The organism is Acinetobacter sp. UBA3461, from assembly GCF_002381195.1.
Taxonomy (GTDB): domain Bacteria; phylum Pseudomonadota; class Gammaproteobacteria; order Pseudomonadales; family Moraxellaceae; genus Acinetobacter; species Acinetobacter schindleri.
The window spans coordinates 70687-90304 of the sequence record NZ_DFRO01000026.1 but is presented as its reverse complement, the minus strand read 5'-3'; the positions used below and the strand labels follow the sequence as shown (position 1 = coordinate 90304).

Sequence of the window (19618 nt, the reverse complement as noted above, 5' to 3'; positions counted from 1 at the left end):
ATACGTCTTTGTTCAATTTAATAAATTCTGTCGCGCAATCTTGATCAACTTTTATTTTCCTTGAACATTACCATAATCTTTGTACAGAAAACCGCACAAAGAAAAGCCTGTGTTGTTCAAAGATTAATAAACTCTTGATCAAAAGTAAAAGCATTTTCAATCCATTGCGAATCATAAAGGTAATTGCAAAAATCATGCTGTATGGTTTTTGCAAAATGTTGATTAAAATCAAAACAAATCACATCAAAACGACAGAAAAAATGCTGAAATTCTTCATGATTTTGCAGGAAATAAAGAGCAGTTTTCATCATTTTCCGCTGCTTGCTAAGGGAAATTGACTCGAGTGCATTGGCATAATCTGTACTTGCCCGTGCTTTTACTTCCACAAAAACCAGCTCTTGATCACGTTGCACGATTAAATCAATTTCACCATAACGGCTGTGATAATTGGCTTGGACCAACTGAAAGCCATGATGCTGCAACAAGGCAAGCGCTTGCTGTTCTGCCCATTTTCCCAATTGCTGACTGATACGCATAATAGTTAAATCAGCTTGACGCCCTTGCTGGTATATTCAAAGCAGGCGGGCATACGTCGCAGTCCCTCCGCATTGACCTGAATATGTCCGGTACGACCCTGGAATTGTAGCTGTTCGGCTTTATGGTCATTTAAATACAGCTGACTGATCTGCCAGGCATCTCCACCAAAGGCGATTAACCGCTGATAGGACATCTGCACCGGCGCCTGCTGATAGGCATTCAATACATCTGGCCAGGCATGGGTATATAGTGCAGGTACGTCACAAAATTTAATACCTTTAGGCAAAGTTATATGCTGGTCAATCGCATTGGATACGGTATAAAGCCGTTTCTTCGGCAGGTTTCGCATTGCGGCTAACCACTCCGGATTGCCCATGAGTAATAACCCCTGTTTAGAGGACAAAGATTTTGGTGCAATATCGATAATATCGACTTGCAGATCCCCTACACTGAGCAAAGACATCAACATCAGTTCATGCTCGGTCTCACTTCCAGGCTGACGTAGTACCTGTAAATACCGAATTTGATCCTTCGTCAGCACCTTATGTAAAGCAATTGCATCTTCACGTTTAGACAGATTGAACTGCCAAAGCTGAGGTGAACTGCTCATGCTGTCATTCAAACTCAGGGTTTTGACTTTGGGCTGGGCCTGAACCAGTGCTTCAATATCCTGACGTGCCAGTGGCCCCACGATGAGCTGCGTCTTTTTATTGACATGCTGTTTCAGTAATTGTGACATTTTTTTCTGATCAGAATTCACCCATTTAATCGGCACTTTTTGCCCTGATGCCATATAGGCACTCATGAATCCCTGTTTGATATTCGATGCAGCTCGCGCCAAAGGCCCAGATTCGGGTAGAATGACCAGAATTTCCGCTTGCACGCTGCCGATGCAGCCCAATAAGCTCAAACCCAATATTTTTTTAATATTCTTCCGTTTTTTATAATTCTGTTTATTCCACATGGAGAAACCTATGAGTGCTCAGTTATTTGTTGTTGCGACTCCAATCGGGCACTTAGATGATATTAGTTATCGTGCAATTGAGGTGTTGAAGTCGGTGAGTCTTATTGCTGCTGAGGATACACGAACTTCTATGCAATTGCTCAAGCATTTTAATATTTCCACTCCACTTACAGCCTGCCACGACCATAATGAAAGCAACAAGATAGATCAACTTATTCAACGTTTGCTCAATGGCGAAAACATGGCACTGATCAGTGATGCGGGTACACCATTGATTAGTGATCCAGGCTTTAAATTCGTGCGTGCTGCACAGGAACACAATATTCGTGTGATTCCTGTGCCGGGTGCCTGTGCTGCAATTGCTGCATTAAGCGCAGTAGGTTTACCGAGTGACCGTTTCAGCTTTGAAGGCTTCCTGCCATCAAAACAAAGCCAGCGTCTGCTCAATCTGGAAAAACTCAAAGATGAAACCCAGACCATGATTTTCTATGAGGCACCGCACCGGATTCTGGAATGTGTGAAAGATATGGCGAATGTGTTTGGTGCTGATCGGCCGGTTGGCTTTGCCCGTGAAATTACCAAAACGTTTGAAACTATCCGAAAGATGGCCCTAGGCGAATTGATTGAGTTTATTGCCAAGGACGCTAACCAGCAAAAAGGTGAAATCGTACTGGTAGTGGGTGGAGCGACTGTCGAAAAAGATATGGATCAGGAAAAACTCGACAAACTGTTACTCCGTTTATTACAGGATCTTTCCGTGAAAGCAGCTTCTCAGCTGGCAGCCGACCTAACCGGTATCAAAAAGAAAGTGGCTTACCAACGTGCACTTGAGTTAACGGGTGCCAATGACTAAATCGCTTTTTCCAAAGAAAGATAGGCATAAAAAAACACCACTGTAATCTGTGGTGTTTTTTTATATTCAGCAGGTAGATGACTTACTCGCGTATTGAATCGTCTGCCGGCACTTCAGTAATTCGACCACCGCGAGCCAGGAACGCAGCCACTTCATCTTCAAGTGCCTGACGCTTTTTTAGCTTCGCTGTCACAGTTAATGTTTCAGCTTCTAGAACATCTGTATCACTAACAACTTCATCACCTTCAGCAGCGCCTTTCTCTGCTGCTTTCGCTTCATCATCATCAACGACAGCATCTTCTGCTTCATCATATTCATTCATATCTGTCATATTCATGTCCCCCACAAATGACCATCACATGTGCATTTAAACTAGGTTGTAAATTACCTGAAATTTAGCAATCTCTTTGTGTTTCGCCTAGTACCAAATATTAAAAAATCGTATCTTTTTTAAACAAATTCGTTTCTTTTTACATATGATTGTTTAAAAAATAACAATTCTAGATCAGACGGCGTAGCGGGTATCTTTGAGCAGTCCCAAGCCATTGGCCTGCGCCATAAAAGCATCTTTTAATACAGGCAGCTGTTCAACCTGTTTCAGGCCCAAATTACGTGCCCAAACCACAGGGAAAAGTTGAGTGGTTTCCATCCAGCCAATCGCAGACATGCTGTGCATCATGGCATCATTTTGCCCCTTACGCAGATGTTCATAGCGCTGTAAGGTTTGCTCATGTGCCCAGACGCCACGCGTTTTATCATGCAGTAACACATCACATAACACTGCCGCATCCAGACAGCCAATATTTACACCTTGTCCCGCGAGTGGATGAATCACATGGGCAGCATCACCGATCAGGGCCAGTCCATCTTGCACATATTGCTGAGCCGCACGTGCTTTAAGCGGGAAAGTTGCGCGTGGGCTTGCTTCGAGCACCTCACCAAGCATGTGATGACTTTCGCGAGTGAGTAATTGGATAAATTCCTGATCTGACAAAGCTGCATATTCTTCAGCATAATCATCCGGTAAAGTCCAGACGATCGATTGCCAATGCCCGTGTTCTTCAGCTTTTAAGCTTGCCATCGGTAAGTAAGCCAATGGACCAGTTTCCAGGAAAATCTGGCGTGCAACATGCTGATGGGGTTGTGCGGTCTTAATGGCACAGCTGATACCGGCCTGTTTATAGTCCAGGACATCAATGTCAATAAAGGCCTGTTCACGGACAAAGGAATTGGCACCATCTGCACCGATCAGCAATCTGGTTTTGAGCTGGGTACCATCGGCAAGGTGTACAATCCAGACTCCCACCCCGCGTTCTACCCGGCTAACTTTGACCTGTGTGCGGTAATCTTTCAGTTCTTGCAGCATTTTTTGCTGAATGGCCAGGTTCAGAATACTTGGCTCAACCATAGAACCAAGCGCCTGCTCGACTTTTGGTGTTTTCTTGGAAGGCTGACCAAAATTGATTTCACCATAACCATTTTTATTCCAGACCTGCATACCTGTATATGGCTGCTGACGTGCAAGTTTTTCCCAAACCCCTACTGTTTTTAGCAAATGAATAGTGGCCTGGCTGAGTGCCAATACGCGTGGATTGGCAACACTTAGTGTCTTTTCAGCATCTAGAATCGGTGCAGCATCCAGCACGGTGGCCTGTACGCCACCTTGAGCAAGTAATAATGCCGTTAAGCCACCAACCAGCCCGCCACCTACAATGACAGCATCTAATACCTGAGTTTGTTCTGTCATGCTTTGAGTCCCATTGCATAGTTGGCTACAAGTGGCTTGATGCCTGGAATATTTTCAAAAGCCACCAGTCCGGTATTACGGATCAGTTTCAGGAATGGATTCTGGTTGCTAAAACCACGTACGACTGAATCACAGAACTTGATCACACGTTGCTGATCTTTCAAGCGTGATTTTTCATAATCTTGCAGCATTTGAGCATCGCCCAAATCAGCCCCCTGTTCCAGCTGTTCTGCCAGATAACGGTTCAGCACATAAGCGTCACGCATACACAAGTTAAAGCCTTGGCCTGCAACTGGATGGATCGTATGCGCTGCATTCCCCATTAACACCACACGACCAACTGCCTGCTTTTCCGCCAGGACTTGCGATAATGGGAAACTGAAACGCTTACCAGTTTTCTGGAATTTTCCGGCACGATCACCATAAGTCTGTTGTAAAGCGTGCAGGAAGTGCTGATCATTTTCATCACCCAGCCATTCATGCTCGGTACCTTTAGGAACTGGCCATACCACGGAACGACGGTATTCGCCTGGAAGAGGTAGCAAAGCCAAAGGTCCTAAAGGACTAAAACGTTCAAAACCGACATGTTGATGCGGTTTTGATGTTTGTACGGTTGTGACAATCGCAACTTGATCATAGTCGTGTACCGATGCGCCAATACCCAGTGCCTTACGACAGAAAGAATCGCGACCATCCGCAGCAATTACCAGTTTGGATTGCAGTTTTAAAGCAGTCTCGCCACGCTGTGCTTCAATATAAGCAAAGTCTTTATCCTGGATGAGAGAAGTCACCTGCACGCCATCGATCAGTTCAATGAGTAGCTCTTTTTTGACTTGTGTCAGCAATACGCGACCGAGCCAGGCATTTTCAATCACCTGACCAAAGCTTTCGACTTTTTCCTGTTCAGCGATCAGACGTGCCTTACCAAAGCTGCCCTGTTCGGTAATATTCACTTCCAGAATCGGCGTGGCATGTTCCTGTAAAGCATCCCACAGACCCAGCTCCTGATAAATCTGTACACTACGACGTGATAAAGCGCTGTTACGGGCATCGAAACTGGAGTGATAGGGAGCAAGATTGATATCATCATAATCTGGGTATTGGATTGCTTCTAACAGTTTGACCGCAATCCCGGTTTTCGCCAGCATCAGTGCGAGGCTTAAACCCACCATCCCACCACCGACAATGATGACTTCTTGTTGCATGCTTTGATCCTTCTCTGGGGTATCTATAAAGTCTAGATACGTCTAATCATGTTGGATTTAATCTTACCTCAAAGATTTTTATTTTTATAATGAATTAGTTGTTTAGCTGTAATTGATATTGCTTTGTTAATCGCTTAAATCTCTAGAGAAATAAAACTTGGCACAGATCTGTGTCTTTTTTATAAACGAACCTTAAATAGTCCTTCCAAGAATAAAGCTTAAAGAGAAAAACAATGCAAATAAAGAAATGCTTTATCTTAGCCGGCTATATTGTCCCACTTATAGCCTGTTCATCAAAAGAACAAGCATATATTCCTCAGAAAGAAGAAGTCGTCACCTGGAAACAGAATCCTGAATTGATTGTAAAAACACAGCTTAGTCCACATCGAGAGCATTATTTAGGATCCTTTCCAATTGATGACATCCCTAAAAATATCAACCGATTACGTAGGAAGAAGCAAATCGACTGCCGATGCCTGACTCTAATCGTCAATTAGAATTTTACTTGATATTGCATAGAACAAATGTTCAAGCGACAGATAGTTATCTGCTAGAGCATAAAGATCAAATTAGAGTAAGAATAGAAAGATTATCTTAGGATTTCAGAAAAAGTTATTTTAATACTGAAAAAGTATTTATCAGCAATTTAGGTTTAAAGTATGTCAAGCTTCATTCAAAATTTAAAAATATAGTCTAGATTTTTATATTAGAATTTTCCCTGATGATTTCTTATGTTGTTTTGGGTCCACAAAAAATAGTGAAGTTTTTTTACATTTAAATAAATAGAGTGAAAAATTAATTCATGCAATGCAAGGAAATCTTTTTAAATTGGATAAACATGGTGGAATATGGCTTAAGCAGGAAACTAATTTAAATAATTTAGATAAATAGCAAGAAATTCATGAATAATTATAGCAATTATTATAAATATGGAACATCACACCTCTAATCTACAATAATTAAGATTAAATATGAAAATTAATTTAACTCTATTCACTTAAAAGCACTTAATATAAATTAGTTGATTATCATTTATAATATAAAAAAGCCTGACGCAGAAATGTCAGGCTTTTTTATAAAACTTTGTTAAGTCAGATTACTTCATTTTGGCAACAATATCTTCAGCCATTTTTAAGTGCTTGGCAACTGCGGTACGTGTTTGTGTCAACATATTTTTGAGTTCAGCATTTTTAGCATTCGGGATTAATTGTTTTTCAATCGTATTCAGTACTTTACGATGTACGTCAACTTGGCTGCTCATATAGTCTTTATCTGGTGTGGATGAGTTGCTCAGTTTTCTGACTACATTATCACTGTCTTTTTGCAAAGAGGTGCTAATACCACTCACTTGTGGGGTTAACTTCAAACTGCTTGCCAGTGTCTGGCCTTTCTTCTCATTTGCTGAATGTTCATTAATCATCATCTGAGCATACTTACGGGCTTCTTCTGTTTTCAGCTTCGGTAAAACAGTTCTTGCCTGTTTAATCTCACCATTATTGGCTGTGCTTACCACTTTAATCACTTGACTCTCTGTCAAATTCTGATGAGCATTCTGCATTGCTTTAGACTGATTCTTACTCTCGCTGGCAGACTGCTGATCCATAGCCATAGTTTGAGATGCAGCAAAACCTAATACTCCACTTACTGCAGCACATTTGATCATGTTCTTCATAGTCATCTTTTTCATCTAGGCATCCCTCAGGTTTGTTATTTAGATAAGCCTTAATAAAATAAATGAATTAAATTAATAACAGTGTAATATTTCATTAGCTTTATGAGCTAAATATATAAAATGGATATTAAATTAGGTAAAAAATTATTGACTAAAATCTTTTTAATTTAATTTCTTAAAACAAATCTCTGAAATCTCTATATAAAGACAAAATCCACAATATAAATATTATAAAATTAAACAATTTATTATAAGCAATAAATATAAATCTATATCTAGTTATTTTTTACAATAAAAACGGAGCATAAGCTCCGTTTTTATTTAGCAGTCAACTCACTCTAACTTACTTAATTTCTTAACCTAATAATAAGTGAGTTTAAATACTGACTTATCAATGCATTGTTCGTGTATGAGCTTCATGATGGACATCATGACGGCCTAACTTAGTTGCGGTATAGATCAGGTAAATCGCTGATAGACCAACCAAGACATAAATAATTCGAGAAAGAGCACTCTGCTCACCAAAGATTGCTGCGACCAAGTTAAAGTCGAATGCACCAACTAAGCCCCAATTCAGGCCACCAATAATGGCTAATGCATAGGCAATCCAGTCTAAAGTTCCAAGTCTTCTCATGATTTTTCTCCAAGCTAATGTTTGACTAATTCTCATCCAAAATTATGCAAGCCATAGTAAAATGAATATGTAGTCTTGATGCTAAAAGTCCCTATTCTGTGTTGATCTATGTTGAATAAATGTCATGTTATAAGCATTAAATTTTAATTGGGTTGGTTTTCTTTGAATTGTTCATATTTTACGTAAACCAAATCAGAATTAAGCTTTGAATATTTTATTAATAATATTTAATTTATTGATTTTAATAATTTTATTTGATTTAAAAACAACTAAAGACTATAAATTATTTCTTCTACATTCTGATTTAACATCCTACCACGACTGGAAAAATTGCTTGTTTAAAAGTATGAGTAATAAATTTCATTAGTTTAGGTTTTGATTTTCCGCTCAAAATATTTCCCTATGCAGTAACCAGTCATTGAATATCTAAATCTAGTAATTGATGAAAATAGATGAAAGGCGATTGTTGTACTTTTTATTTGCGCAAAGGGGGACCTTGATACTGCCTCTCAATAAATACACCTTAAGGAACGTTTCATGCAGACCACCAAGCCTATATGATTTGATCTTAACGAGTTTTAGCTTATAAAATCATCTGCTTCCAGTTTCGCTTTTTTCTTATGTTCATACATATTCTTATCTGCCTCTATTAAGACCTCATGTAGATCTTTAGTCAGCTGACGGACTGCATAGCCAATTTCCACATGAATATTGGCAGCTGCAAATATTTCACTTAAACGGCGATATAAAATCGCTGCGTCTTCAGCTTTGGTCTCAGGACATAAAATCGTAAATTCATCCCCACCCATACGTGCAATCACATCATTAACACGCATATGTTCTACCAGTACATCTGAAGTACGCTGAATTAACTGGTCTCCTGCTTCGTGTCCAAACTGGTCATTCACCTGCTTTAAATCATTCAGGTCGATGCTAAATATTGCAGCTGGTAAGCCATAACGTTGACAGCGTCCCTCCTCAGCTTCTAACAGCTGATCCCAGGCGCGGCGATTATACAGTCCGGTTAAACTATCGGTGAGCGCTTCTACCTCATAACGTTCACGTAAACGTCTCTGTTTATTTTCCCGCAATTCACTTTGTAAAATTGAGCTCAATAAACTGCCTAAAAGCGAAATGAGTGCCGCATCTTTTAAAATATCCTCAGAATGGGGCTTATCATCAATAGCGCAAATTGTTCCAAAAATTGATCCATCTTCATTAAATAGTGGCTCACCAATATAAGATTTGATCGACAGTTTGTTATTTATTGGTGCTTTTGAATATAGTTCGATTTCGTTAGAACATGGCGCTATTTTAGGAGTTTTTCCCTGTACCATGTGATAGCAAAATGAATCCGCCCAACCAAATACTTCGCCTGGCTTAACATTATATTTTTGATTTTCTGCCTGGAGAATAATCCAATCATCATTTTCTACACGAGTGATCATCCATAAGCCAAAACCCAAATGCTGATGAAGATATTGAAGTACCTGCTTGCCCGCTTCTTCAAAATTATGAAATTTTATACTGTGCATGGAGAACACTCAGAATGATGAGTATTTGTAAATACTGGTTAGGGAGATTAAAAAGAGAATTATATAAGAATTGAATCAAAAAATATCCAGATTATTTCTAATAAAATCATTCAGTGAAAGATTAATTCATTATTTATTTGATTAGATTCATATTATTTTAAAAAATAAAAAAGCTGGTCAAATGACCAGCTTTTTTCAAGCTATCGTATTTTTAAGCAGCATAAGCTTTTGCCATTAAGGCTTCAATATCTTCCACAGTTTTGACCACTTTGGCAGTTAATACTAATGGGCCATTTTGAGTCGCAACCACATCGTCCTCAATACGAATTCCGATGCCACGCCATTTTGGATCAACTGTTTCATCATCAGGTGCAATATACAGGCCCGGTTCTACAGTCACGACCATACCTTCTTCATAAGAACGCCATTCACCATTTGTCTTATAAGCACCGACATCATGTACGTCCATGCCCAACCAGTGTCCAGTACCATGCATATAGAACTGGCGGAAACTTTCGGTTTCGATAATTTCCTCAATCTTGCCCTGCATAATACCTAAGTCCAGCAAACCTTGAACCAGAATTCGCACTGCCACATTGTGTGGTTCTTTATAGGAGTTGCCGATCTGAACTGCATTGATCGCAGCAATCTGTGCATCAAGCACGATGTTATAAAGTGCTTTTTGTTCAGGACTGAATTTACCATTTACCGGGAAAGTACGGGTAATGTCGGATGCATAGAACTGATATTCGCAGGCTGCATCAATCAGCACCAGATCACCGTCTTTCAGTTCTTTGTCATTTTCAACATAGTGCAGGATGCAGGCATTTTCACCACCACCGACAATACTGTTATAAGAAGGTACACAGCCATTTTTGCCAAATACATAGTTCAGCTCTGCTTCCAGTGCATATTCCATCATGCCCGGACGTACAGTCTGCATCGCTCTGGTATGTGCTTCCGCAGAAATATCTGATGCGATCTGCATCAGTTCAATTTCATTGGCATCTTTATGCAGACGCATTTCATCAACAATACGGTCTAACTGAACGATTTGAGCAGGTGCAGATTTTCCTCGACGGCTTTCACCACTGGCTTGTGCAATCCATTTCGCGACACGCGCATCAAACTCTGCACTATGGCCGACCCGGTAGAATAATTTGTCCTTGTTTTGCAATTTTTCCAGAATTTCTTCATCAAGCAGATCAATAGCATAAGCTTCATCTGCCTCATAGTCATCGACAGCACCATCCACCCCGGCACGATAACCATTCCAGATTTCCATCTCGCGGTCACGTTCACGACAGAATAGACTGTAGGTATAACCTTCTTCTTCGCTGTCAAAGGTTTCGATCACAGCCACAGCTTCTGGTTCAGCAAAGCCCGTCAAATAAAAGAAACTGCTATCGGCACGATATTTATAGTCAGCATCACGGTTACGCAGTGCCACTGGGCTGGTGGCGATAATGGCAATACTGCGTAGTCCCATTTCCCCGGCGAGGATATCACGACGTTCCTGAAATTCTGCTTGTGTCAGTTTCTTCATTGGTCCTTACTTCTTATATCAATGCTGTTTTTGAATATGATTTGATACCAGAATAAGCCAGAGGATGACTGGACTTATTCTGGTTTTTCTAAAGCTAAATAGCTATAGTTCAGCTTGGGCGATGCGGTGAGAAAATTTCAACTACAGATTGTGCCTGAGCTGGATCCGTAGACTCAGTTTTTACTTTAGCTGTAAAACGTTTCAAAAGTGGCGTTTCCTCCACTTCAACTTTTTTACGACCTACAGACAAACTCACTGGAATCAGACGTACAAATTCGTACAACTCCAGATAGCTTTCCTCACCTTCAGCATCGTCGTCAGAATCTTCAAATTCAACTGCTGCAACATCTTGTAAATGTTCAATCAGTTCCATTTCATCATCACGAATATGACCTGTTGCCAGACCAAAACCAAGGACTACACCGGCACACCAGTCTGCCAATGCCTGCACACGTTCTGCCAGGCTATGCTCGTCATCTGGAAGTAATGGAAGATAATCCAGCTCATCTTCAGAAAGTGAGTGGAATACGTCTTCTGCTTCACCTGTTAGTAATTCCAATGCTTCAGTATCAAGCTCAGGGACATCTAAAGTTTCCAGAATCTGTAACCATTCTTCGCTACTCGGCGCCTGGGTCACACAAACAATACCGGTAAGCAAACCATGAAGTTCGCTTGGGCTGGAAATTTCCTCAATTGAAGAAAAATTGCGGTGCCAATCTGACCAACCTGAAATATCGTCTTGCATTCGTTTATCCAATCTCTATACTGCTTATATATTACCTTTGTTTGCAATACTGTGCGACCTCGATATGTTAGAAGAATTACAGCGTCTACAAGTGCATATTGGCGTTTTAAAAACGCGCCTTGCACATCTGGAGAACGAAAACTCCAGCCTGCGTGAAGAACAGGACTCCTCTCTGAGTCAGCATCAAGCCGAAATCATTCAAAAAAACAGCATTATTAGCCAAAAACAACAAGAAAATGACAGTTTAACTGAGCAGTTAGCTGAGTCTCGCTCGCAATATCAACAGCTTAATAATGATGCGACTGCACTCGCAGACCGGTATGGCCGTCTGGAAAAAAGCTGCACCGATCTGAAAAACCGTTTTCAGGAAATTCTGGCTGAGCGTAATGAACTGCGTGCTTTGAAAGAAAAGCTGCTGAATGAACAGCAACAGGCGCGTCAGGAAATTCAGCGCTTGCATCAGGAAACTGAGCGTCTGACCCAGAAGAATGAGCATGCTAAAGCCAAGGTTGAAGCGATTATCCAGCGCCTGGCGATTCTGGGCACAGCTCAAGATCATCATGCACAGGAAATTCAGCAATTGGCCCATCCGACTGAAACGACTGAGGAAGCGTCAACATGAGCGAACAGATTGCTATTGATTTAAGAGTAATTGGCCATAGTTTCCGTCTGGCCTCCACCGCAGATCAACGCGAAGAACTTGAACGTGCAGCGCAACTATTGAATGACAAATACGATGAATTTCGCCGTAAAGCACCTCGTATGGAACCAAGCAAACTGGTGATTATGGTAGCGCTAGAACTGATGCAGGAAGTATTGAGCATGAATAAATCACTGCAACAATATGCCCACTGCGAACGTTTGTTACAAACTATTTTAGAAGAAGTTGAAGAACTGACTGAATAAGCAGACTTTTTGTTTAAACTTCATTCGATCAATGGTCAAGTTTACAGTTCCAACACAGCATAGAGTTGCCACATAAACTTTATCGTTTATACTAAGTCTAACTCTGGGATGTTCGCCAGCGGGTCTATTCCCCTGCCGATACTTAAACTTATGGATTGCGTTCTGTATATTTAGAGTGTATGCCCACCTTCGAGTGGGAAACCCAGCAAGTATACGTCGCGTCCACCTTGAACTCATCGGGTTCAGGGTAACGACACATGCAGCGGCATCTTCGGAGTGTTTTATTTTCTAAGAATAAGAATATGAGCAGCTCAATTCTTGGCAGCATTCTAAAAACATTTTAATTTTCAAAATTTAATCTTATTTAATACCATCTTTTATTCAATCAGCTTAATTTCACGAGCCAATTCACTTTCCATTTCAGGTAACACTTTTTGTAAAAATTGAATGGTCGCGGTTGCCTCTTGTACAGAAATCACTTTTACCTTTACCAACTGTCGCTGCATTTCCAGAATTCTACTTACTTCTCTTAGGTCTGGTTTTCTGCCTTGGCTGAGATGATTTGAAATGTCTGCCAATTGCATATAGAGATCATCACGCTTCTGTATGATTTGCTGATTCTGTTGTGCAATTTTCTGCTCATTTTCAAGCATAGGAGTTGGATCAGGTAGCTGTGATTCTTGCTGGATCAAGACAGGCTGTTCATCCAGACTCGAGTGTTCTGCTTTTGCAATACTGTCTTCATCTTTCATTAAAAGAAGCATCAGTACTAAACCACTGAGGAAGATCAGTGCAATACCGATGATCATATTTTTATTGTTATTCAGCATTTCGCGTTTATCCTAAAAATTCATATTAAAACAGCAGAGAGATCCTCTACTGTTTTAACATTTTTATTTTTATGGGGTAGACCAGTCTTTAGGTGCATAACCAATACGAACCCGTTGCGGATGATTGCCTACAGGCACGCTCATCACTTTATTGCCTGTAGCAAAATTAATGACTGTAACCACATCAGTTTCACTTTCAGAGATCACACAGTTTTTGCCATCTGGGCTTAGGGTAGCCCAATATGGTTTGCCGGCTGGAATTAAAGGACCTGCTGTTAAGGTTTTACGATTCACAATAGTGGCGTAATTATCCATCGTCCCTGCAACACAGAGTTTTTCACCATCACCACTAATCGAAAGTCCGTGGTGGCGGGAATCATTGACCCATTTGGTACGATCACTTGGAATAGTACTGCTGCCTGGCAGCTGACCGATACGGGTAATTTTGTCCTGATTTAGGTCATATTCAATCAGACCATTAAAGAAAGAGACCTGCGCATAGATTTTGCTTTCATCCTTACTCAGGACCATTGGACGAACTGAATTGGACAAATCTTTACGCCCAAATTTATCTAAAGCTGGCCGGAAATCAATTTTCTTTAAAACCTTAAAAGTATTTGCATCAGCAATAGTGATAAAACGTTTACCCTTAGTAAAGTCCTGCCATTGGGCATCCATGGATGTTTCGACATTACCGATTGCAGAATTCAAGATTTTATTTCCACCATTAAAGTAGATATTTTCATGGGGTTTATCCCCTGTCGCGAAGCGTCCTAATTCCTTACCCGTATTGATATCCAGGACATGTACCACATTGCCCGACGATGCAGAAACAGCCACGTGCTGTCCATCTGGTGAAACTGCCATATGGTCTGCCCGGAAGCCTTCGACTGGTGTACGCCAGTTAATTTTGCCAGTTTTAATATTAATTGATACCACATCGGCGAAACTTGGACGTGAAGCCACAACAGACTGACCGTCTGGTGTGGAATACATATCATCTACCAGCTGATCATTACCTTCCCCTGCCGTCGCCTGGATATAGGTATAAGCAATCAATTTGATTGGATTAAGATGGATCTCAAGTAAGCGCTCTTTGCGATCCGGAATCATATTAATCACCCCGACTTTACCAAAATCACCTGATGGACGGATCACCGTGACTGTACCATCCCAGTTATTACCGACAAAAAAAACCTGTTGTGTATTCGGTGGTGCGGGCAAGTTAGGCACTGCAGCATAGCTTAATCCTGCCAGCATGCTACCGAGACCAAAAAATAGTTGTGTAAACCGTGTTAATGGCTTGATTTTCTTATTCATATCATTCAATCCTGAATTGTTTTTTATATTATTCTTAAGTTGAGTTTTAGCTCTTCAACCAGGGCAAAACTTCAAGCTGTTCCAATATACAAAGGTATTTGGATTGTTGGGGAAGTTTCCGATAAATAAATAATTCTATGTATATTAATAAAATATTTTTCAATACCCGAATAGCTGTGAAAATTTTTAGTCATCACCTGCTTTTACTCAAAATTTATTTTCTTTAGATCTTCTTTTTTACTTTTTTCTTTTCCTGCCTTAGACTTATGCTCAGCACCATCTAAAGTTCAGATAATTTATGTATACGACCGTTCAGGAACTTCGAAAAAAAATCCGCCAAGCCCGTCGTCGCATTTCCCGATTTGAACAAAAAAAATCTGCCCAGCAGGTGCTAAATCTGCTTAGATCAAATTCTCAATTTATTCACTCACAGCATGTCGGTCTTTACTTAGAGGCTTTTGGTGAAATTCGCACTCAGCAAATTATTGAATATTGTTTCTCTGTCGATAAAAAAGTCTATTTGCCAGTGATCTGTAACATGGATCAGCGATTAGAATGGGTACGGATTAACAAACACCTATACCGAAACAAGCGTTTTTTCCATCACAGTTTAGGCATGCGTGAACCTATGCAAAGTCGTGGTTTGCATGTATCAAAACTTGATTTATTAATTATGCCGTTATTGATCTGTGACTATCGAGGCACCCGGATCGGAATGGGTGGTGGGTATTATGACCGTACCTTGGCAACAGCGTATAAAAAACCCTATCGTCTTGGTTTGGCACATGATTTACAGCTTGTAGAAACATCATTACCCCGGGAAAAATGGGATCAGCCTTTAGATGCACTTTTAACTCCTACACGCTTGATACATTTTAAGCGTTTGTAAATCAATTCATTGACTAAGTTACTTTTAAATCAAATAATTAGTCAATAATTATACAATTTCATCTGAACGGCCCTTGTAATTTTAAAAATACCCTTCACTATAAAATACATGGCAACATCGTTGTCACTCATTAGGAGTGCCCATGTCTGAAATTATTATGAATGAAGAAAGCTTTGAGCCTCAGGTTCCAAGTGTATTACCACTTTTAGCGTTGCGTGATGTAGTGGTATATCCACACATGCAAATTGCGCTATTTGTCGGTCGTGAAAAATCGATCAATGCAGTTGATGTGGCTCGTAACAGTGACAATCTGGTATTTGTGGTTGCGCAAAAAGATTCGCTTACAGAAGAAATTGATCACGACAACTTATATCAATACGGTACTGTCGCGAAGATTGTGCAGGTTGTGAATCATGAAAATGATGAAAACTGTATCAAGGTACTCATCGAAGGCCTTTATCGTGCCAAATTAACTAAAATCATTGATGACACTGATTATCTGACTGCTGAACATGAGCTTAGTCCGATCACTGTCAAGATGGACAATGACACTCAGGATACCCGTGTAGAGGAACTGCGTGCGTTATTTGCCCAGTATGCAGAAGCGAAGTTACGTAATGCACGTGAACTGATTGCAGCTGCAAATAAAATTGAAGACTTGCTTCAGTTATTATTCTTTGTGGCAACTCGTGTGCCGCTGAACATCGAAATCAAGCAAAAATTCCTTGAGCACGATGAGTTTGAAGCACATCTAACTGAACTCATGACTTATTTATTGCAACAGTCTGAAGAACAGCAGATTGAGCAAACCCTGCATGATTCAGTTAAACGCCAAATGGAAAAGAATCAGCGTGAATATTTCCTGAATGAAAAAATGAAGGTGATTCAACGCGAACTTTCTGACCTGAATGGCGGTGCAGAAGATGATGTCGCTGAGATTGAAAAACGTCTGGCTGAAGCAGACCTGCCTGAGCACGTACGTAAAAAAGCCGAAGCTGAGTTCCGCAAGCTGAAAGCAATGCAACCTGCATCAAGTGAAGCTGCGGTTGTTCGCAACTATCTTGAAGTGATCCTAGATACACCTTGGAACAAAGCGAGCAAAGTCAGCATTAACCTGAACAAGGCTCAGGAAATTCTGGATGCTGATCATTATGGTCTGGATGATGTCAAAGATCGTATTGTGGAATATCTGGCAGTTCAGTCACGTGTGAAAAAACTGCGTGGCCCGATTCTATGTCTGGTAGGTCCTCCGGGTGTAGGTAAAACCTCTCTGGGTGAATCTGTTGCCAAAGCAACTGGTCGCGAATTCGTGCGTATGGCGCTAGGTGGTGTACGTGATGAAGCTGAGATCCGTGGTCACCGTCGTACTTATATCGGTGCGATGCCAGGTAAAATTGTGCAGTCTTTAACTAAAGTTGGCGTAAAAAACCCACTGTTCTTGCTTGATGAAATCGACAAGATGGCTCAGGACTACCGTGGTGACCCTGCTTCTGCACTGCTTGAAGTACTAGATCCATCACAAAACAGCAAGTTCAACGATCATTATCTGGATCTGGATCTGGATCTGTCTGAAGTGATGTTCATCTGTACTGCGAACAGCATGAATATTCCGGAAGCTTTGCTTGACCGTATGGAAGTGATTCGTCTACCGGGTTATACCGAAGATGAAAAAGTCAATATTGCTGAACGCTATCTTGTTCCGAAAGCAATCAAGAACAATGGTTTACGCAGCAAAGAATTGACCATTCATGAAGAGGCGATTCGCGATATCGTACAGCGTTATACCCGCGAAGCTGGTGTGCGTAGCCTGGAACGTGAAGTTTCTAAAATTGCCCGTAAGGTAGTTAAAGAAGCGGTGAGCAAGAAAGCGAAAAATCTTCAGCTTGAAGTGAATTCGAACAACTTGCCAGAGTACCTGGGTCCTCACAAATTCGATTTCGGCATGGCTGAAGAAGAACCAGAAGTGGGTCGCGTAAATGGTCTGGCTTGGACTTCGGTTGGTGGTGAGTTACTGACAATTGAAGTAGCAGCGGTTCCGGGTAAAGGTAAATTCATTACTACCGGTTCTCTCGGTGATGTGATGAAAGAATCGATTACCGCCGCGATGACCGTAGTACGTACGCGTGCAGCTGAATTGGGTATCGAAGCTTCTCGTTTTGAAGAAACTGATGTACACGTACATTTACCTGAAGGTGCGACACCGAAAGATGGTCCATCTGCTGGTCTGGCACTAACCACTGCTCTCGTGTCTGCATTCACAGGTATTACGATTCGTCCTGATATCGCGATGACCGGTGAAACCAGCTTACGTGGTCGTGCGATGCGTATCGGTGGTCTGAAGGAAAAACTGCTTGCTGCTCACCGTGGTGGGATCAAGCTGGTATTCATTCCGCAAGACAACGTACGTGACTTGGCTGAAATTCCTGAGAATGTGAAAGAAGGTCTGGAAATCAAAGCCGTGAAATCAATCGATGAGATTTTACCATTGGCACTTACCTCTATGCCGAAAGCATTGGTAAAAACCCCAATTGTAAAAGCGACTGATGAAGCTAAAGCCGCACGTCACTAAGTGATCTGCTCATAAAAAACCCTGCTCCGGCAGGGTTTTTTTATTATCTCCACCTAAATTTTATGGACTTAGAACGGTTTGCATCAATCCGTCTACCACGTAAGTCATTTTTTTCAGATCCAGTTTATCTAGAGTGTCCTGCTCAGTGTTGTAATAAGGATAACGGTAATGAGCCGTGTCACTGATCAGTACAGTTGGAAAATTCTGCTTGGCATAACTGAGATAGCCCGAATAATCCAATCCCTGCATAAAAGTAGGAATAATAAAACGTTCACACTCTAAACGCTGACGCGTCTGCATAGCTTCGCAAAATCTTCCTGTAAGTCCTACTGAACTTAGATGTCCAATACTGGCAATATAATTGGCATGCCGAGGATAGAACCATTTTAGAGTTGCCGGATAGCTCTGTACCAGATTTTCATCATAGTAACCAATAGAGTCCAGTACAAAGACGCCACGTATTTTCTGCTTTTGTTTTCTCAATGACTTGGCATGGATCGCACTGCCCATATGCTCTGTGTTGAGATACGGCGGTTCTTCCAGACCATAGAAAACAAACTCGATATTATTTTTCAGTTTATTTTTTTGCAGGGCCAACAATCGTGCAGCTTCCACCACTCCTACGACGCCAGAAGCATTATTATTCGCACCGAGATGATTGGCAAAAACATCATAGTGAGCACCAATGACGATTTTATCTTTGGCTTTTACATTGAGCTGACAAACCAGATTGCGATAGCCCTGACTATTCACAATATAGCTTTGAAACTGGCACGGAATACCAAAGCGTCGCATTTGCTCTTTCAACCAACCGGATACCCGGTTCAGTTCAGCCGTATTCTTGTGATTTCTAGATTCATCCACATTCAGGATCTGGCTAAAGTAAAGCTCGAGATTTTTGACTTGAGCATTTCTGGCTGGATTGGCCCAGGCCCAACTCGGGAAGATTAAAGACAGACTGATCAGCAAACCCAGATAACTTTTTCTTAAAATGGCTACAATCCGCATTTGTTATTATTTCCATGACATGATCAAGCAGAAACTTGAACTCTGGATATTTATGCAGCAGTGCTTTTTCTAATTCAATTTCAATTTGTTTCTATACTCAACTTCATGTTGTTTCATCGTTATAATGAGCACTTCTGAACTACACGATGTCTGTATGAAAATCCGTATTCTGACCATTGGTCAAAAAATGCCAGCTTGGGTACTCACTGGTTTTGAAGATTATTTCAAGCGCATACAGCCATTTGTTCAAACACAAATCATTGAATTGCCGATGGCGAAACGTGGCAAGAATGATTCAGAAGCCGACATCCTGAAATATCGTAATATCGAAGGCGATAGTATCCTGAATGCATTAAAGCCAAATGAAACCCTGATCGCACTTGAAGTCGGCGGTCGTGAATTCAGTACCGAAAAACTGGCTGAAACCATGAAAGGCTGGATGCTGGACGGTAATGATGTGGCTTTAGCCATTGGTGGGCCGGATGGTCATTCTGAAGCAGTACGTAAGGCAGCTGCATGGCACTGGTCACTATCCAAATTGACCTTGCCGCATCCTCTAGTTCGTGTCATGCTGATTGAACAGTTGTACCGTGCCATGAGCATTAATCATAATCACCCTTATCACCGTGCGGGTTAAGATGAAAATTGGCTATTGTTC

19 protein-coding genes and 1 other RNA gene are annotated in these 19618 nt (G+C 41.1%); 7 read left to right on the top strand and 13 right to left on the bottom strand.

The window, feature by feature from the left end; translation table 11 throughout:
- Positions 1-116: 116 nt before the first annotated feature.
- Entirely contained in the window at positions 117-536 is a 420-nt protein-coding gene (locus B3D47_RS06505; protein ID WP_004893644.1) for a YraN family protein, read from the bottom strand.
- 5 nt (positions 537-541) lie between these two features.
- Positions 542-1501 carry a penicillin-binding protein activator gene (locus tag B3D47_RS06500; RefSeq protein ID WP_286860726.1) on the bottom strand — a complete coding sequence of 320 codons (960 nt, stop codon included), beginning with the start codon at positions 1499-1501 and terminating at the stop codon, positions 542-544.
- A gap of 10 nt (positions 1502-1511) precedes the next feature.
- On the opposite strand from B3D47_RS06500, the gene rsmI reads away from it, so the two are divergent.
- A complete protein-coding gene (rsmI, locus tag B3D47_RS06495) occupies positions 1512-2354 on the top strand; it encodes a 16S rRNA (cytidine(1402)-2'-O)-methyltransferase (RefSeq protein WP_163171716.1) in 843 nt (280 codons plus the stop codon).
- Positions 2355-2436: 82 nt separating this feature from the next.
- Here rsmI and B3D47_RS06490 read toward each other — a convergent pair whose 3' ends face one another.
- From B3D47_RS06490 to B3D47_RS06455, 8 genes are all read right to left on the bottom strand, one after another.
- On the bottom strand, positions 2437-2685 hold the full coding sequence (locus B3D47_RS06490) for a hypothetical protein (RefSeq protein ID WP_004893637.1): 249 nt from the start codon (positions 2683-2685) through the stop codon (positions 2437-2439).
- Positions 2686-2859: 174 nt separating this feature from the next.
- On the bottom strand, positions 2860-4101 hold the full coding sequence (locus B3D47_RS06485) for an FAD-dependent monooxygenase (RefSeq protein WP_286860721.1): 1242 nt from the start codon (positions 4099-4101) through the stop codon (positions 2860-2862).
- Complete coding sequence (ubiH, locus tag B3D47_RS06480) at positions 4098-5306, bottom strand: 2-octaprenyl-6-methoxyphenyl hydroxylase (RefSeq protein WP_004893633.1); 1209 nt, start codon at positions 5304-5306, stop codon at positions 4098-4100. The genes B3D47_RS06485 and ubiH overlap by 4 nt, the downstream gene beginning before the upstream one ends.
- A gap of 1096 nt (positions 5307-6402) precedes the next feature.
- On the bottom strand, positions 6403-6993 hold the full coding sequence (locus B3D47_RS06475; RefSeq protein ID WP_008305987.1) for a DUF4142 domain-containing protein: 591 nt from the start codon (positions 6991-6993) through the stop codon (positions 6403-6405).
- 376 nt (positions 6994-7369) lie between these two features.
- Complete coding sequence (locus B3D47_RS06470) at positions 7370-7612, bottom strand: DUF378 domain-containing protein (protein ID WP_004810720.1); 243 nt, start codon at positions 7610-7612, stop codon at positions 7370-7372.
- A gap of 578 nt (positions 7613-8190) precedes the next feature.
- A complete protein-coding gene (locus B3D47_RS06465; RefSeq protein ID WP_286860716.1) occupies positions 8191-9147 on the bottom strand; it encodes a sensor domain-containing diguanylate cyclase in 957 nt (318 codons plus the stop codon).
- A gap of 211 nt (positions 9148-9358) precedes the next feature.
- Entirely contained in the window at positions 9359-10693 is a 1335-nt protein-coding gene (gene pepP, locus B3D47_RS06460; RefSeq protein ID WP_163168454.1) for a Xaa-Pro aminopeptidase, read from the bottom strand.
- A gap of 109 nt (positions 10694-10802) precedes the next feature.
- A complete protein-coding gene (locus B3D47_RS06455) occupies positions 10803-11438 on the bottom strand; it encodes a UPF0149 family protein (RefSeq protein WP_262467353.1) in 636 nt (211 codons plus the stop codon).
- Positions 11439-11502: 64 nt separating this feature from the next.
- Here B3D47_RS06455 and B3D47_RS06450 point away from each other — a divergent pair, with 64 nt between their 5' ends.
- The 3 genes from B3D47_RS06450 to ssrS all read left to right on the top strand — a co-directional run bounded on the left by B3D47_RS06450 (position 11503) and on the right by ssrS (position 12626).
- On the top strand, positions 11503-12060 hold the full coding sequence (locus B3D47_RS06450) for a hypothetical protein (protein ID WP_004810729.1): 558 nt from the start codon (positions 11503-11505) through the stop codon (positions 12058-12060).
- Positions 12057-12344, top strand: coding sequence for a cell division protein ZapA (locus B3D47_RS06445; protein WP_004810731.1), 288 nt, complete (start codon positions 12057-12059; stop codon positions 12342-12344). The genes B3D47_RS06450 and B3D47_RS06445 overlap by 4 nt, the downstream gene beginning before the upstream one ends.
- A gap of 97 nt (positions 12345-12441) precedes the next feature.
- Positions 12442-12626: non-coding RNA, 6S RNA (gene ssrS, locus B3D47_RS06440), on the top strand.
- Positions 12627-12721: 95 nt separating this feature from the next.
- Here ssrS and B3D47_RS06435 read toward each other — a convergent pair.
- A complete protein-coding gene (locus B3D47_RS06435) occupies positions 12722-13174 on the bottom strand; it encodes a hypothetical protein (protein ID WP_286860708.1) in 453 nt (150 codons plus the stop codon).
- 69 nt (positions 13175-13243) lie between these two features.
- Entirely contained in the window at positions 13244-14434 is a 1191-nt protein-coding gene (locus tag B3D47_RS06430; protein ID WP_286861025.1) for a YncE family protein, read from the bottom strand.
- A gap of 358 nt (positions 14435-14792) precedes the next feature.
- Here B3D47_RS06430 and B3D47_RS06425 point away from each other — a divergent pair, with 358 nt between their 5' ends.
- Positions 14793-15383 carry a 5-formyltetrahydrofolate cyclo-ligase gene (locus B3D47_RS06425; RefSeq protein ID WP_286860705.1) on the top strand — a complete coding sequence of 197 codons (591 nt, stop codon included), beginning with the start codon at positions 14793-14795 and terminating at the stop codon, positions 15381-15383.
- Positions 15384-15525: 142 nt separating this feature from the next.
- Positions 15526-17952 carry an endopeptidase La gene (gene lon, locus B3D47_RS06420; RefSeq protein WP_005221312.1) on the top strand — a complete coding sequence of 809 codons (2427 nt, stop codon included), beginning with the start codon at positions 15526-15528 and terminating at the stop codon, positions 17950-17952.
- A 60-nt stretch (positions 17953-18012) separates the two neighbouring features.
- Here the strand turns inward: lon and B3D47_RS06415 are convergent, their stop codons facing one another.
- Positions 18013-18960, bottom strand: coding sequence for a M28 family peptidase (locus tag B3D47_RS06415; protein WP_286860703.1), 948 nt, complete (start codon positions 18958-18960; stop codon positions 18013-18015).
- A 154-nt stretch (positions 18961-19114) separates the two neighbouring features.
- Between B3D47_RS06415 and rlmH the strand changes: the two genes are divergently transcribed.
- Positions 19115-19597, top strand: a complete 483-nt coding sequence (gene rlmH, locus B3D47_RS06410) for a 23S rRNA (pseudouridine(1915)-N(3))-methyltransferase RlmH (protein WP_253169698.1) — start codon at positions 19115-19117, stop codon at positions 19595-19597.
- Positions 19598-19618 lie beyond the last annotated feature (21 nt).